General features: G+C 57.4%; 11 protein-coding genes and 4 tRNA genes. 2 read left to right on the top strand and 13 right to left on the bottom strand.

The window, feature by feature from the left end:
• Positions 1–77 precede the first annotated feature (77 nt).
• The 5 genes from BMX75_RS12460 to BMX75_RS12440 form a co-directional block, all read right to left on the bottom strand.
• Positions 78–1,583, bottom strand: coding sequence for a fumarate hydratase (locus BMX75_RS12460; protein ID WP_092828405.1), 1,506 nt, complete (start codon positions 1,581–1,583; stop codon positions 78–80).
• 174 nt (positions 1,584–1,757) lie between these two features.
• Positions 1,758–2,585, bottom strand: coding sequence for an endonuclease VIII (gene nei, locus BMX75_RS12455; RefSeq protein ID WP_092828403.1), 828 nt, complete (start codon positions 2,583–2,585; stop codon positions 1,758–1,760).
• A 3-nt stretch (positions 2,586–2,588) separates the two neighbouring features.
• Positions 2,589–4,613, bottom strand: coding sequence for an excinuclease ABC subunit UvrB (gene uvrB / locus BMX75_RS12450; protein WP_092828401.1), 2,025 nt, complete (start codon positions 4,611–4,613; stop codon positions 2,589–2,591).
• A gap of 27 nt (positions 4,614–4,640) precedes the next feature.
• Positions 4,641–5,048 carry an OsmC family protein gene (locus tag BMX75_RS12445; RefSeq protein ID WP_066320517.1) on the bottom strand — a complete coding sequence of 136 codons (408 nt, stop codon included), beginning with the start codon at positions 5,046–5,048 and terminating at the stop codon, positions 4,641–4,643.
• The gene (locus BMX75_RS12440; RefSeq protein WP_092828399.1) at positions 5,048–5,245 is read right to left on the bottom strand and encodes a hypothetical protein; all 198 of its coding nucleotides are present in this window, start codon (positions 5,243–5,245) and stop codon (positions 5,048–5,050) included. The genes BMX75_RS12445 and BMX75_RS12440 overlap by 1 nt, the downstream gene beginning before the upstream one ends.
• Positions 5,246–5,455: 210 nt before the next feature.
• On the opposite strand from BMX75_RS12440, the gene ygfZ reads away from it, so the two are divergent.
• Positions 5,456–6,418: a CAF17-like 4Fe-4S cluster assembly/insertion protein YgfZ gene (ygfZ, locus tag BMX75_RS12435; protein WP_092828397.1), complete on the top strand. Its 963-nt coding sequence runs from the start codon at positions 5,456–5,458 to the stop codon at positions 6,416–6,418.
• Positions 6,419–6,425: 7 nt separating this feature from the next.
• Here the strand turns inward: ygfZ and BMX75_RS12430 are convergent, their stop codons facing one another.
• The 4 genes from BMX75_RS12430 to BMX75_RS12415 all read right to left on the bottom strand — a co-directional run bounded on the left by BMX75_RS12430 (position 6,426) and on the right by BMX75_RS12415 (position 10,594).
• Positions 6,426–7,202, bottom strand: coding sequence for a TatD family hydrolase (locus BMX75_RS12430; protein ID WP_092828395.1), 777 nt, complete (start codon positions 7,200–7,202; stop codon positions 6,426–6,428).
• 20 nt (positions 7,203–7,222) lie between these two features.
• Complete coding sequence (locus BMX75_RS12425) at positions 7,223–8,812, bottom strand: peptide chain release factor 3 (RefSeq protein ID WP_092828393.1); 1,590 nt, start codon at positions 8,810–8,812, stop codon at positions 7,223–7,225.
• Positions 8,813–9,070: 258 nt separating this feature from the next.
• Complete coding sequence (locus BMX75_RS12420) at positions 9,071–9,280, bottom strand: putative motility protein (RefSeq protein WP_066320510.1); 210 nt, start codon at positions 9,278–9,280, stop codon at positions 9,071–9,073.
• 72 nt (positions 9,281–9,352) lie between these two features.
• Positions 9,353–10,594: an NAD(P)/FAD-dependent oxidoreductase gene (locus BMX75_RS12415; RefSeq protein ID WP_092828391.1), complete on the bottom strand. Its 1,242-nt coding sequence runs from the start codon at positions 10,592–10,594 to the stop codon at positions 9,353–9,355.
• 324 nt (positions 10,595–10,918) lie between these two features.
• Here BMX75_RS12415 and amt point away from each other — a divergent pair, with 324 nt between their 5' ends.
• Complete coding sequence (gene amt, locus BMX75_RS12410) at positions 10,919–14,296, top strand: ammonium transporter (protein ID WP_092828389.1); 3,378 nt, start codon at positions 10,919–10,921, stop codon at positions 14,294–14,296.
• A 113-nt stretch (positions 14,297–14,409) separates the two neighbouring features.
• Here amt and BMX75_RS12405 read toward each other — a convergent pair.
• The 4 genes from BMX75_RS12405 to BMX75_RS12390 all read right to left on the bottom strand — a co-directional run bounded on the left by BMX75_RS12405 (position 14,410) and on the right by BMX75_RS12390 (position 14,893).
• A tRNA-His gene (locus BMX75_RS12405) sits at positions 14,410–14,484 on the bottom strand.
• Between the two features lie 41 nt (positions 14,485–14,525).
• Positions 14,526–14,600 (bottom strand) — tRNA-His (locus tag BMX75_RS12400).
• 52 nt (positions 14,601–14,652) lie between these two features.
• Positions 14,653–14,729, bottom strand: a tRNA-Arg gene (locus BMX75_RS12395).
• A gap of 87 nt (positions 14,730–14,816) precedes the next feature.
• Positions 14,817–14,893: transfer RNA gene (locus BMX75_RS12390), tRNA-Pro, on the bottom strand.
• Positions 14,894–15,072: the final 179 nt, after the last annotated feature.

The following is a 15,072-nucleotide window of genomic DNA, read 5'->3' as shown; positions in this document are numbered from 1 at the left end:
TGCGCCGGTTGAACATGGATAAAGGCCCCGCCACTGGCAGAGCCTTTATAGCCTGGAACACGTTGTCCGTTACGACTTCACGCCGTCTGGGCGATAATGTCCTTCCATTTGGCCGGCCCGGTCTGGTGTACCGAGGTCCCTGCACTGTCCACGGCAACGGTAACAGGCATGTCTTCCACTTCGAACTCATAAATGGCTTCCATGCCGAGATCCTCGAAGCCAACCACGCGAGACTTCTTGATTGCCTGGGCGACGAGATAAGCGGAACCACCCACCGCCATCAGGTAAACCGCCTGGTTATCGCGAATGGCGTCAATGGCTTCCTGCCCACGCTCGGCCTTGCCGACCATGCCAAGCAGGCCTGTTTCTTCGAGCATGGTACGGGTGAACTTGTCCATACGGGTGGCGGTGGTGGGGCCTGCGGGGCCTACGACTTCGTCCCCGATCGGGTCTACCGGGCCCACATAGTAGATAAACCGCCCTTTCATATCGACAGGTAAGGGTTCGCCCTTGGCAATCATATCCACCATACGCTTGTGGGCCGCATCACGCCCGGTCAACAGCTTGCCGTTCAACAGGAGTGTATCGCCGGGCTGCCAGGTATTGACGTCTTCGGGTGTCACCGTGTCCAGATCGACACGTTTGACGTTGTCACCTGCCTCACGGGTAATTTCCGGCCAGTCCTCCAACTTGGGAGCAGGCAGTGCCACGGGACCCGAGCCATCGAGCGTGAAGTGGGCATGGCGAGTGGCGGCGCAGTTGGGAATGATGGCAACCGGCTTATTCGCTGCGTGGGTTGGGTAATCCTTGACCTTGATATCCAGCACGGTGGTCAAACCGCCCAACCCCTGGGCGCCAATGCCACTTTTATTGACCTTGTCGAACAGTTCCAGACGAAGCTCCTCGGCACGATTGCTGGCCCCACGTGCCTGCAGGTCCTGGATATCGATCGGGTCCAGCAGTGCCTCTTTGGCAATTTCCATGGCCTTTTCCGCCGTACCACCAATGCCAATGCCCAGCATGCCCGGCGGACACCAGCCTGCACCCATTTTAGGCAGTTGCTCCATCACCCAGTCCACCACGCTGTCAGAGGGGTTGAGCATGGCAAACTTGGATTTTGCCTCGCTGCCGCCGCCCTTGGCCGCCACATGAATATCGACTTTATCGCCCGGCACGAGCTTGTGGTGGATAATCGCCGGGGTGTTGTCCTTGGTATTCTGGCGCTTGCCATCAGGGTCCGCCAGGACAGACGCCCGCAGGATATTGCCAGGGAGCTGATAAGCGCGACGCACCCCTTCATTGACCATCTCATCCAGACTCATGTCCGCGTCCCAGGCTACCTTCATGCCCACATGAACGAACACGGTGACGATACCGGTATCCTGACAAATCGGACGATGGCCGGTGGCGCACATCCGTGAATTGATCAGAATCTGGGCGATCGCATCCTTGGCGGCGGGGTTTTCTTCACGCTCGTAAGCGGCCGCCATGGCATCGATAAAGTCTTTGGGATGGTAGTAAGAGATGTACTGCAGTGCATCGGCAACGCTTTGAATCACGTCGTCCTGGCGAATCACGGTCATGGACAAACTGCTCCTCGGTTATCGTCTTATCGGCGGCCTAAGCGGTTATTGGAATAGCGGCCTTTTGGCTGAAAACATTATACCGTATTGGCATTACCCCGGCAGTAACACCAACGTTATAGAATCAGGGAATGGCAGGTTTTAGCGATTGCAGTAGCGAGATAACGGTATAAATTATGGCGTATTGCTTTGACACCCCGGGCACCAATACAGCCGCCGGGAGCCAACCATCATACGTTCGATAACCTGGCCGCAGCGATGGCAGCCAAGTCCCGCCCGTTCAAAAACGCTGAATCGCCATTGGCGGCGCGGTTCACCCGCGGCAATGGCCTGCTCAATCCAGGACTGTGTATTGGTAACACCCGCCTGCTCGTAGGCCTGACGAGTCGTTTCGATAATGCAAACGGCGAGTTGTTGGCGCTGTTGCTCGGTTAAATCAACGGGGCGTTGCTTGGGGTGGCACCGGGCGTAGAAAAGAATTTCCGAGCGCAGATAATTGCCTAACCCCGCGACAAAACCCTGGTCGAGTAGTAATGCCCCCAGGCTGCGCCGATGAAATTGCTTGAGGCTCAAACGTTGCTGAACTTGCAGTGGCGTCACCGCCTGGCTCAGCAGGTCAGGCCCGAGCCGGGACAAAAAAGGATGCTCGGCGAGATTATCTTCATGCCAGAGTGAAATATCCGACGCGCTATAGAGACTGGCGCTGCGCCCTTCTGTGGTTAATCGAACGCGCAGCGAGCGCCGGGTACTGGGTGGCTTACCTTCTTTGTGCAGTTTCCAAACCCCATAAAGCTGATTATGGGAGTAGAGCACGCGCTGATCGGCGAACCCAATCAGCATTGCCTTGCCCCGGGTGTCTACCCGCAAAACCCGCACCCCAATCAGCGACGCTGCCTGCTCGGCAAGTTCGGGGAAGGCGAACCAGGCATCGTCAACCACCCGGCCGCCTATCTGCTGCTCAATACGATCTGCCGCACGGCGGATTTCTGGACCTTCAGGCATGCCCTACCCTAGCGCCAGCTGTTTTTCTTTCATCTTGTGCAACTGGTCACGCAGGCGTGCCGCTTCCTCGAACTCGAGATTTTGCGCCGCTTCAAACATGGCATCCTCGATTTTGCTGATCGCGGCGAGGAAATCGTGCTTGTCCATGCTGGCGGTATCGTACTCGGCAGCACTCTCGGCCACCTTGCGATCACTGCCACGCTTACGGTTGCTTTTCTTGCCTGGGGCCTGCGCAGCTTCCATGATATCGGTCACCGAACGGGTAATCGTGGTGGGGGTGATACCATGGGCCTCGTTGTGGGCCTTCTGCTTGTCACGCCGACGCTCGGTTTCATCCATCGCCCTGCGCATGGAATCGGTAACCCGGTCGCCGTAAAGGATGGCTTTGCCCTGGGCGTTACGCGCGGCGCGGCCAATGGTCTGGATCAATGAGCGTTCGTTACGCAGGAAGCCTTCTTTATCGGCATCGAGAATGGCAACCAATGAGACTTCCGGGATATCCAGCCCCTCTCGCAGCAGGTTGATCCCCACCAGCACGTCGAATTTACCCAGCCGCAGGTCGCGAATGATTTCCACCCGCTCGACGGTATCGATATCCGAGTGCAGATAACGAACGCGGATACCATGCTCGTCCAGGTATTCGGTCAGATCTTCTGCCATGCGCTTGGTGAGAGTGGTCACCAATACGCGTTCGCCCACTTCCGTGCGAAGTCCGATCTCGGACAGCAAATCATCCACCTGAGTGCTTGCAGGACGCACTTCAATTTCAGGATCCAGCAGCCCCGTCGGCCGCACCACCTGCTCGACCACCTGGCCTGCATGCTCGGCTTCATAGGGGCCCGGTGTCGCCGAGACGAAAATCGTTTGCGGCGAAATGGCTTCCCACTCTTCAAATTTCATCGGCCGGTTATCGAGTGCAGATGGCAGGCGGAAACCGTATTCCACCAGCGTTTCCTTGCGCGACCGGTCGCCTTTGTACATACCGCCTACCTGGGGCACGCTGACGTGGGATTCATCGATAAACAGCAGCGCATCGTCAGGCAGGTAGTCGAAAAACGTCGGTGGTGGCTCGCCGGGGGAGCGGCCCGATAAATAGCGTGAGTAGTTTTCGATACCGTTGCAGTAACCCAGCTCGAGCATCATCTCGATATCGTAAAGCGTGCGCTGCTCGAGCCGCTGCGCCTCCACCAGACGCTCGTGCTTGCGCAGCCACTCCAGACGCTCTTTAAGCTCCGCCTTGATATCGTCAATCGCAGCCAGGATCGTTTCCCGGGGCGTAACATAGTGGGATTTCGGGTAGATGGTCATGCGCGGGACTTGCCCGCGCACGTCGCCCGTCAGGGGATCAAAGAGCCGGATCGAGTCGATTTCATCGTCAAACAACTCCACCCGCACGGCTTCTTCTTCGGCATCTGCCGGGAAAATATCGATCACGTCGCCTCGCACCCGGTAAGTACCACGGCGAAAATCCATATCGTTGCGGGTGTATTGAAGTTCCGCCAGGCGGCGCAGGAAGGCACGCTGGTCGATCAACTCGCCGCGGGTAAAATGCAAGCGCATCTTGAGGTACTGGTCAGGGTCGCCCAGGCCGTAGATGGCCGACACCGAAACGACGATCAACGCATCCCGGCGCTCCAGGAGTGCCTTGGTCGCCGACAGGCGCATCTGCTCGATGTGGTCGTTGATGGAGGCATCTTTTTCAATAAAGGTGTCCGACGACGGCACATAGGCTTCCGGCTGATAGTAATCGTAGTAGGAAACGAAGTACTCAACGGCGTTGTCCGGGAAAAACGCTTTGAACTCACCATAAAGCTGCGCCGCCAACGTCTTGTTGGGCGCCATGACAATCGTCGGCCGCTGCTGTTGCGCGACGATATTGGCCATGGTGAAGGTTTTCCCCGAGCCGGTGACACCGAGCAGCGTTTGATGGGCAAGCCCCGACTCAAGGCCACTCACCAAGCCCTTGATAGCGTTGGGCTGGTCGCCTGCGGGCTCAAACTTCGACTGCAACCGGAAATCCTTGCTCATCTTCGCTCCTGATCAGGGTAAGGCGAGCTACGTGGCGCTCGTCGTAATCTCCACGGTCGATGTGGTCATCAACCGCTGGATGGGGCAGCGATGGCTGATATCTTCCAGCCGGGCACGCTGCTCGGCATCGTCAATGCCGTGAAATGTCATCGTCACTGCCAGCTTGTAAACGCCTTTCGTTTCCTGGCTATCATCGCGCTGAACAGTGACGGTAATGCCTTCCAGGGGCCATTGCTTCCGCTTGGCGTACATCTGTACCGTAATGGCCTTGCAGGTACCCAAGGCGATATCGAAGTAGTCGTGGGGGTCCGGCGCGCTGCCGTCGCCCCCCACAACGGGCGGCACATCCGCCGCCAGATCCTCAAGGCCGTCAACCTCAACGCGCTGACGAAAGACGCTGTTGCGCTCACTGATCACCGTAATCGGCTTGTGCATCATGTTACCTTTATGCCCAGGTTGAGCTTTTCAACGGCCTGGATGAGCGCTTCACGCTTTACCCGGCCGTCCACCTCAGCGCCATAGCGGCCCACTTCAGCGCTGTCCACGCCGTCGAGCATCATCAGCGCTGTGGTAATCTGATTGACCTGTTCAGCGGATTTGACCCCGTGAAAGGTTAATGATTGCTGTGCCATTGGCTAGCCTTGTTTCAAATACATTGTACTGCCACGGGTCAATGCCAACGATTATTGGCTCTCCGAGCGGATTGATATTGTCCTATGCAAAACTGATACAGACAACGAGTCTAGCATGCGGCGGGGACCTTGCAATCGCGGCCCATCGCCCACACTTAAGGTAATATTGATTCGCATCACGATTCAGCCACCCCTTCAACAGGAGTTGTCATGGCGACCGTTCCCTCTCTCGATGCCCTTAACAGCGGTATTCGCCTTCACCACCTGGCGGCCTTGGATATCCAAGGCCCCGATGCCGAAAAATTCTTGCAAGGGCAAACCAGCGCTCAGGTCAGCCTGGCCGACGGGCGCTTTGCGCCGCTCACCTGTTTCTGCACGCCAAAGGGGCGCATGCTGGCGAATGCTCAACTGATGAAGATAGGCGACAGTCATTATCGACTACTTCTCAGCGAGTCGCTGCTGGAAACGCTGACCAGCCATTTGAAAAAATTTGCTGCTTTCTATAAAGCGGAGTTGACCCCACTTCCCGAGCTCTCGCTGGTCGGCGCGGGAGAAAATGCCCGCTCAATCGCGGAAACGCTGGATCTCCCCCTACCCAAGGCGCCAGGCACTCAATCCGCAAACGCGCACGCCAGCGTGCTGTGTTATCCGGGGGATACACCACGCTGGCTGTTCTGCCTGGAAGACGACACCCTGATCGAGGCCCTTGACGATGAAGGCGGCCGGGCGGCCTGGCAACTGGCCGACATTCGCAGCGGCCTGGCATGGTTGACCGAGGCACAGCAGGACCATTTCCTGCCGCAGATGCTCAACTGGGAAGCGCTTGGCGGTATCAGCTTCAAAAAAGGCTGTTATACCGGTCAGGAAGTCGTTGCCCGGGCCCATTTCCGCGGTCAGGTAAAAAAACGTCTGGTGCGCGCTGAACTTGCGAATAGCGAGGCGCCGACAACCGGGGACACGGTCATCAATGAAGCCAGCAAGGCCGTCGGCGAAGTCGTTAACAGCGCCGTGAGCGAAACAGGCAGCATCGAGCTTCTAGCCGTCATGAATACCAAGGTGATGGAAGAGGCCATGCCCGTTTATATCGGGGAGGCCCGCTTGGCACTGCTTGACCTTCCCTACACTATCGAACGGCTCGACCCCGAACAACTTGCCATGGGCCTGGCGAATTGAAGGCCGGTTAATCGACGGCAAAGGGTAGTCGAAACAAACGGGCAGCATTGGCGCTGCTGATGGCGGCGACATGCTCGCGTGCTTGTCCGCGTAATGTTGCCACGACATCGCAGACGTCACTCACCCGGCAGGGTTCATTACGCTGGCCCTGGTAGCCACTGAGCGGCATATCGGGGCTGTCCGTTTCCAGCACAAAGCTGTCATCGGGTAATGCCCTGATAACGCGGTGCAAGCGCTTTGCCCGCTGATAGGTCGCCGCGCCGCCCAACCCAAGGACATAACCGAGATCCACAAACTTCCTGGCCTGTTCGTAAGACCCGGCAAAGGCGTGGATCAACCCGGCCCTGGAAAGCGTGCGCTGGCGAAGCCGTTTGGCGACGGTGTCGTTGGCTTTGACACAGTGCACGACCACCGGCAACGCATGCTGCTTGGCCAGGGTCAATTGGGCATCGAAGTACGCCCACTGGGCATCGAGCGTAGCGTCGAAGCGTGCATCAATCCCGCACTCGCCGACGGCAACCAGCTCGGAACGCTCATTCAGCAAGCACGCCAATCGGGCAAGATCCTGGTCACGGTGTTCATCCATAAAGTAAGGATGAAGCCCCGCGCATACGCTGACATCCTGGTGTTGCTGCCCAAGCGCCAGCACGGCTTGCCAACGGGCGCAGGTCGTCCCCGGCACGATAAAGTGCTTGACCCCCACGCCTCTCGCGGCTGCCATGACCGCATCACGATCAGGATCGAACTCCGTAAAATCAAGATGGCAGTGGGCATCAATCAGCATGGTCGCCTCGTATTGCCAGGCTAGTGCTCGCGTGTCGGCTGGAAGCGAATGTCCGGCCAGCGCTCCTGGGTCATCTGCAGGTTGACGCGGGTCGGCGCGATGTAGGTCAGGTAGCCCCCGCCATCGATCGCCAGGTTGGCGCTTGCCTTGCGCTTGAATTCCTCCAGCATCTTGGCATCTTCACAATACACCCAGCGGGCCGTCTGCACATTGACGGCTTCATACAGGCAATCCACCTTGTATTCTTCCTTCAAGCGGTGCGCCACCACGTCAAACTGCAGCGTCCCCACGGCCCCCAGGATCAGGTCATTGTTGTCGATCGGCATGAAGACCTGCGTAGCGCCTTCTTCCGAGAGCTGCTGCAGGCCTTTCTGCAAGGCTTTCATTTTAAGCGGATCTTTCAGGCGAACGCGTTTGAAAAGCTCCGGCGCAAAGTGTGGAATACCGGTAAAGCGCATATTCTCGCCCACGGTAAACGTATCGCCAATCTGGATGGTGCCGTGGTTGTGCAGGCCAATGATATCGCCAGGCCAGGCTTCTTCCACCTGGGAGCGGTCGGAGGCCATGAACGTCAGCGCGTCGGCAATCTTGACATCCTTGTTGATACGCACATGGCGCATCTTCATGTTCTTGTCGTACTTGCCCGAGCACACCCGCAGGAAAGCGATACGATCGCGGTGGTTGGGATCCATATTGGCCTGGATCTTGAACACGAAGCCCGTAAAACGAGGGTCGTCAGCCGGGACATCCCGCACATCGGTTTCCCGGGGCTGAGGGGCTGGTGCATATTCAACAAAGCCATCCAGCATTTCGCGAACGCCAAAGTTACCCATCGCGGTTCCGAAGTAGACGGGCGTCAATTCCCCACGGCGATAGGCGTCAAGGTCGAACTCATGGGATGCGCCGCGCACCAGCTCGACTTCCATGCGCAGCTCCTCGGCCTGATCTTCACCCAGCACTTCGTCTACCTCGGGATTATCCAGCCCCTCGATACGCTTGTCCTCGGGGATACGACTGCCCTGGCCCTGGGTGTAGAGATGAACCACATCGTTGTACAGGTGATACACCCCACGGAAATGCCGTCCCATGCCAATGGGCCATGTCATGGGCGCACACTGGATATTGAGCACCGTCTCGACTTCGTCCATCACCTCGATGGGGTCACGGATATCGCGGTCCATTTTATTGATGAAGGTCAGAATCGGCGTGGTGCGTAGACGACAGACGTCCATCAGCTTGATGGTCCGGTCCTCGACGCCTTTAGCGCCGTCAATCACCATCAGGGCAGAGTCCACCGCTGTCAGGGTACGGTAGGTATCTTCAGAGAAATCCTCGTGACCTGGCGTATCAAGCAGGTTAACGATGCGTCCTCCGTAGGGAAACTGCATCACGGAGGTTGTCACCGAGATGCCCCGCTCCTGCTCCATTTTCATCCAGTCCGAGGTGGCATGACGGTCATTACGCTTGCTTTTCACCGAACCGGCCAGCTGGATGGCATTGCCAAACAGCAGCATCTTTTCAGTAATGGTCGTTTTACCGGCATCGGGGTGGGAAATGATAGCAAAGGTTCTTCTAAGCCCGGCTTCCTGGGCTAATTGGGTATCTTTCATCGGGCCTCATCATTAGCGTGTACTCAGCCAGACACATAGATGCCAAGTGTCAGCAGCCGAGCTATATGGCATTGCTGGCAATTGTACCCTCGCAGACAATCTTGGGCCACAAGAGGACGGTTTGGGGACGGGTTAGAAGCACAGCTTCCTGTCGTGAACAGCGCGCACCATGGAGAGGAGCCAAACGCGAATAAGCGGCCATAAAAAAACGCCGGAAGACCGGCGTTTTTTTCAAAACTGTCGCTAACCAATGAAATATCAGGCGAAGGTGTTGACCTGAGTTCCCACGGTGCCCTCTTTTGCCAGATCAGGCTGTGCACCGGTATCGGCAGACGCCATGATGTCAGTCACCTGCTGCGCCTGCGTATCCAATGCTTCCTTGAACACCTGCATCTGAGCCTGCTCAGCACTCTGGGCCTGGTTCATGTAAAGCGCTGTGCTCACCGCATTGCTGACGGCTACATCCATATGATCACCTCAATGTAGTACGAATATACTAAGAGACTAGCAAATGGTACGACAACACGCAAAACACACCCTCTAAAAACGCTCGGCCCTGAAGGGCGCCATGTCGATGGCGGGCGTCTTGCCTTCCATCATGTCAGCAAGCAGGTAGCCCGTTGCCGGTCCCAGGGTAAACCCTTGATGACCGTGTCCGAAGGCCAACCAGAGGCCTTTATGCCGAGGCGCGGGGCCAATCACCGGCTTCATATCCGGAAGACACGGGCGTGCGCCCTTCCAGGCGGCTTCATCAAGACGCTCAGCCAGCGGGAAAATACGTCGTGCAGCGCTTTCCGCCGCGCTTAGCTGGCCTTCATCAGCCGGTGACTCAAGGCGGTCCAGCTCGGCACCGGTGGTCAGCCGAATGCCTGCATTCATGGGCGCCAGCAAATAGCCTACCTCGGCATCCATCAACCAGTACTGCAACCGAGCCGGTGCTTGAGTGGCATAATGCATGTGATAGCCACGCTTGACGAAGGTCGGGAAGCGGTAGCCCAAGCCCTTGAGCCACTCGCCTGACCAGGGTCCCAGCGCCATTACGACATCGTCTGCGACCACCTCTCCATCACTGGTGGTCACACACCATTGTGCTTCACGCTGGGTGACCGACTGAACATCACTTTGCACAATCTGACCGCCATTGGCGACGAATGATGCCGCATACGCGGCCACTAACGCGCCAGGGTCAGCGACTGTCCAGGGATCAAGCCAGTGAATGGCCCCCATGATGTCATCGCCAAGGTCGGGCTGTTTGTCTAGCAACGCCTGTCGATCCAACACCTGAAATTGCACATCATAGAGGTCCCGCATTTCTTCGGCCTCTTTCGCGCGCTTGGCCAGCTTCTCAGGCGTTCGATATATCTCCAGCCAGCCTTGGCGACGCACCAGGTCCTCGGCACCCGCGGCCTCGATCATCGGTCCATGGGTTTTAAGACACAGCTGAATCAAGGAGGCATATTCCGGCACGATCTTGCGGTAGCGACGCGGCGAGGAATGATGCCAATAGCTCAATAACGGCGACGCCGCCTCCAGCATACCGCCAGTACGATAGCGAATATCCACGCGTCGATTGGGCAGCACGCTCAGGATGGTTTTAAAATCGCGAGGAAAGGGGTAGGGCTTTACCGCTTCACGCTGGATAATACCGGCATTGCCAAAGGAGGTTTCCCGGCCTGGCTGGCGTCGGTCCATCAAAGTGACCTGAATCCCCCGCTGCTGCAGATGCCATGCAATGCTGACACCTACCATACCTGCCCCTAACACCACCGCATGACGCGACATTGAAACACCCTCTCATCGACAAATTGCACGACACGCAGGTCAGTCACACCGCACGCCTAGTTACCTAAAAAATAGCACTGATAAAGAAGCATTAATACAGTCTAAAAAACTGTTTTTAATAAAAAAATCAGAAATTAATATCGCCAAAAACAAAAAAACCGAAAGCGTTCGGTATTACGGCACAGCAATTGCTTTGCCTTATTACCGCGAGGACCATCATTAGGGCAAAAGGCGCTAATTCAGCGCCGCCTTAACCACGCTTCGCCGTGCGCCATGCACCCAAATAGAGCTTGCAGCGCACCAAAAAAGAACAAGGATGCCACCATGCCACTTACCCCCATCATCGATACAGAACTGCTCGATACACTATGGGTATTATGGGCAGCCGCACTGGTCTTTGTCATGCAGGCGGGTTTTTTATGCCTGGAAGCGGGCACAACCCGCAGCAAAAACGCCATCAATGTCGCAATGAAAAATATTGCGGATTTTGCCATTGCACTGAGCGTCTTCTGGCTGGTGGGCTTCGGGTTGATGTTCGGCGTCTCGGAAAGCGGCTGGCTGGGCACAAGCCTGTTCGGGTGGCAACTCAACTCAGCATCCAGTTGGGTAATCACGCTATTCATCTTTCAGGCCATGTTCTGCGCTACCGCGGCGACCATTGTGGCAGGCGCCGTCGCCGAGAGAATGCCGTTTTTTGCCTACCTCTGGACCGCCCTCTGGATAGCGCTGCTCATCTACCCCGCATTCGGGCACTGGGCATGGGGCGGCCTACTGGGAGGGGAAAGCGGCTGGCTCGCTTCGCTGGGGTTTGTGGATTTTGCCGGTTCCACCGTCGTTCACAGCGTGGGGGGCTGGGTCGCGCTTGCGGCCGTTCTCGCCATCGGCCCTCGCCAGGGACGCTTCAACCAAAACCAACCCCCCACCGCCTTCCCGGCGGGCAACCTGCCCCTCGCCATGCTGGGGGCGCTGTTCATGATACTCGGCTGGTTTGGCTTCAACGGCGGCAGCACGCTGGCCATCAACGGCCAGGTACCTGGCATTCTCGCCAATACGGTCCTGGGCGCCGCCGGGGGCATTCTATCCGCCATGCTGATGGGCTGGCGAACCCGCCGCTATGCCGACGTCATGTATGCCATCAACGGCGCCATTGCCGGATTGGTCGCTGTTACCGCAGGAGCCCATGCAGTGTCGATGTCAGGGGCACTGGGCCTCGGGGCTGTCAGCGGCGTTCTGATGGTGGTCACCAGCGAATGGCTGCTCAACCACCGCATCGATGACGCCGTAGGCGCTATTCCGGCGCATTTGATTCCCGGCATTTGGGGCACGCTCGCTCTGCCCTGGATAGCCGACCCCGAGGCGCTGGGGACTGGGCTGGGCACGGTGGAACAGGCCGGTGTGCAGCTGCTGGGCGTCGTTATCTGCGGACTCTGGAGCTTTGGTATTGCGTGGCTGCTGTTTCGTATCTCCGGGCGCTATTTTCCGCTTCGGGTTAGCCCTGAAGATGAAAAAAAGGGCTTAAACCTCGCCGAACACGGCACCCATAACGAACTGACCCAATTGCTGGAACACATGCGCCGCCATGAACAACAGGGCGACATGCGCCAGCGCATCGAGGCAGACCCTTTTTCTGAAGTGGGCGAGATTGCCGCAGGCTACAACCGTGTCGCGGCGGCCCTGGAAAGCGCTATCGACCATACCCGGGTGATGCTTCACAACCTGCGTGACGGCGTGCTTACCTGGCAGGCCAACGGGATACTCACCAGCCTCAACCCGGGTGCGGAGCAGCTGTTTGGCGTTCAAGCCGAGCAGATGATAGGCACCCCTGTCAGCCGCTTACTGGAGCGCACCAACCTGGCGCCGGGTGAACGCCATGAAATCAAGCTGCGCTCCGCCACTCAGGAAGTCCGCTATCTGGAAGTCCAGATCAGCGAAGGAGCCAGCGGTTCGGACTCGGAACGTTCCGGCATGGTGCGCGACATTACCGAACGCAAGCGCCTGCAGGAACAGTTAAACCGCGAGCGGGATCTGGCCAGAACGACCCTGGCCTCGATTGGCGATGGCGTCATCACCTGCGATGCCAGCGGCCTGATCACCTTCATGAATAGCGAAGCCCAGCGGCTGACCGGCTGGCACCTTCGCGAGGCTCGTGAAAAACCGATCCAGTCGATTTATCGCCTCATTGACGACAAAACCGGCAGTCTACTCAGCAACCCGGCACGCCAGGTACTCACCCAGCATCGCGCCATTCATTCCACCGAGGACGGCTGGCTTGAGCACTGCGACGGACAGCGAACGCCCATTCAACACAGTGCCGCCCCGATTCGCTCGCGCAGCGGCATTACGTTGGGCGCAGTGGCGGTCTTCCAGGACGTCAGCATCACTCGCCAACTTGCCGACCAGCTTAACTACCAGGCCAGCCACGACAACCTGACAGGGCTAATCAACCGTCGAGCATTTGAAACAACGCTGAGCCAGTTGCTCGATGGCCAGGAAGGCAGTCACGTTTTATGCTATCTGGATCTTGACCAGTTCAAGATCGTCAACGATACCTGCGGCCACATCGCCGGTGATGAGCTTCTCCGCCAGGTGGCCACAAAACTGCAGGCTTATGTCCGCAGCAGCGATACCGTCGCCCGCCTTGGTGGCGACGAGTTTGCCCTGTTGCTACCCAACTGCCCCATGGATCAGGCCAGACAAATTGCCGATGCCATCCGCTGCGATATCGAAAACTATCGCTTTGCCTGGCAGGAGCACACCTTTGGTATTGGCGTCAGCATCGGGCTGGTCGTTCTGAGTGATGCCCACATGCAGTTAACCGATGCCCTGCACGCTGCCGATGCCGCCTGCTACACCGCCAAGGAGGCAGGACGCAACCGCCTACACTGTTACCAGGCCAATGACCATTCGGTACTCGAACGCGACGGTGAGCTTCGCTGGGTACAGCGCTTGCAGAACGCGCTCGACAATGATCATTTCCGACTCTTCTCGCAACCTATCGAAGCTGTCTGCGCCAAACGCCCCGCTTACCAGGAAATACTTTTACGCCTGGAGGAAGACGGCAACCTGATCACACCGGGCAGTTTTCTACCCGCTGCCGAGCGCTACCACTTTATGCCGCGCATTGACCGCTGGGTGGTCCGCAACACCCTTGCATGGCTGTCCGATATTACCCGCTCAGCCCCCGACACTGCCTGGGGCTGCTGGGGGGTCAACCTCTCGGGCGCGTCGCTGTCCGATGGCGAATTCTGCCGGGACCTGATCACCCAGGTGCAAAATGCCCGGTTGCCCAAGGGCAGCCTGTGCTTTGAAATCACCGAAAGCGCGGCCATTGCACAACTTTCCAGCGTGATCGAGCTCATCCACACGCTGAAACAACTGGGCTGCCGGTTTGCGCTGGATGATTTTGGCACGGGGCTGTCTTCCTTTAGCTACTTGAAACAGCTGCCCGTTGATTATTTAAAAATCGACGGGCATTTCATTCGCCATGTCCATGAAGACCCGATTGATCGAGCGATGGTGGAAGCCATTCACGCCGTGGGCAAAGCGCTCAGTATAGAAACCATTGCTGAATTCGTCGAAACGCAGCAAACCCTGGATACGCTAAAGGCCCTTGGCATTGACTATGCGCAAGGCTATTTACTCGGACACCCCGGCCCACTCACCCAGGTAGGCGGACAGCCCATCAAGGTGATGCCACGCTGACCAACAAGTGACGCCCTGAAAATTCCCGAATGGGAGAAGTCATTGGGAAGTTCAAAACGGAAGAGAAGATAAAGATGAATGAAGATAAGCGGGTAAAACAGAAAAGAGGTTAATGGGGTGGATGATGGGGATCGAACCCACGACCACCGGAGCCACAATCCGGGGCTCTACCACTGAGCTACATCCACCATAACCTGTAGAAGGGAACTGCTGATTGCTTTGCTGTCACTGGGGTGGATGATGGGGATCGAACCCACGACCACCGGAGCCACAATCCGGGGCTCTACCACTGAGCTACATCCACCATTGACAACTGCAACTGACGAGATTTCAAGGCTAATCGCTACTGGTACAAATGGCGCGCCCAGCAGGATTCGAACCTGCAACCTACGGCTTAGAAGGCCGTTGCTCTATCCGGTTGAGCTATGAGCGCACATGTAATATCTGTGAACAAAGACATTGATGAGCACTTGACCACAACCATCGCCTGGAAAAGCAAAACTACCTTTCGCGTTAGACGTGGTCGGGGTGGAGGGATTCGAACCCCCGACATCCTGCTCCCAAAGCAGGCGCGCTACCAGACTGCGCTACACCCCGATTTCATTGCCTAAACGCTGCCGCCTGGCCCGTCTCAAGCGAGGCATATATTACTGTTTTTAATTTTAAAGTCAACCATCAAGCTGACAACTTACCCTGGCACTTTGCCTGACTGCCCCATCATGCGAAAATTGGCAACGGCAGACCTTTGGTTAACACTCGTGTCTTTAGTTCGCCCT

This window comes from Vreelandella subterranea, from assembly GCF_900111305.1.
Lineage (GTDB): Bacteria > Pseudomonadota > Gammaproteobacteria > Pseudomonadales > Halomonadaceae > Vreelandella > Vreelandella subterranea.
This window is presented reverse-complemented; position numbering and strand designations above follow the sequence as displayed.

Coding starts and splice junctions, on each gene's coding strand:
- nei (WP_092828403.1), bottom strand. CDS start 2,585: ATGCCTGAAGGTCCAGAAATCCGCCGTGCGGCAGATCGTATTGAGCAG.
- BMX75_RS12425 (WP_092828393.1), bottom strand. CDS start 8,812: ATGAAAGATACCCAATTAGCCCAGGAAGCCGGGCTTAGAAGAACCTTT.
- BMX75_RS12415 (WP_092828391.1), bottom strand. CDS start 10,594: ATGTCGCGTCATGCGGTGGTGTTAGGGGCAGGTATGGTAGGTGTCAGC.
- BMX75_RS12440 (WP_092828399.1), bottom strand. CDS start 5,245: ATGGCACAGCAATCATTAACCTTTCACGGGGTCAAATCCGCTGAACAG.
- BMX75_RS12445 (WP_066320517.1), bottom strand. CDS start 5,048: ATGCACAAGCCGATTACGGTGATCAGTGAGCGCAACAGCGTCTTTCGT.
- ygfZ (WP_092828397.1), top strand. CDS start 5,456: ATGGCGACCGTTCCCTCTCTCGATGCCCTTAACAGCGGTATTCGCCTT.
- BMX75_RS12420 (WP_066320510.1), bottom strand. CDS start 9,280: ATGGATGTAGCCGTCAGCAATGCGGTGAGCACAGCGCTTTACATGAAC.
- BMX75_RS12460 (WP_092828405.1), bottom strand. CDS start 1,583: ATGACCGTGATTCGCCAGGACGACGTGATTCAAAGCGTTGCCGATGCA.
- amt (WP_092828389.1), top strand. CDS start 10,919: ATGCCACTTACCCCCATCATCGATACAGAACTGCTCGATACACTATGG.
- uvrB (WP_092828401.1), bottom strand. CDS start 4,613: ATGAGCAAGGATTTCCGGTTGCAGTCGAAGTTTGAGCCCGCAGGCGAC.
- BMX75_RS12430 (WP_092828395.1), bottom strand. CDS start 7,202: ATGCTGATTGATGCCCACTGCCATCTTGATTTTACGGAGTTCGATCCT.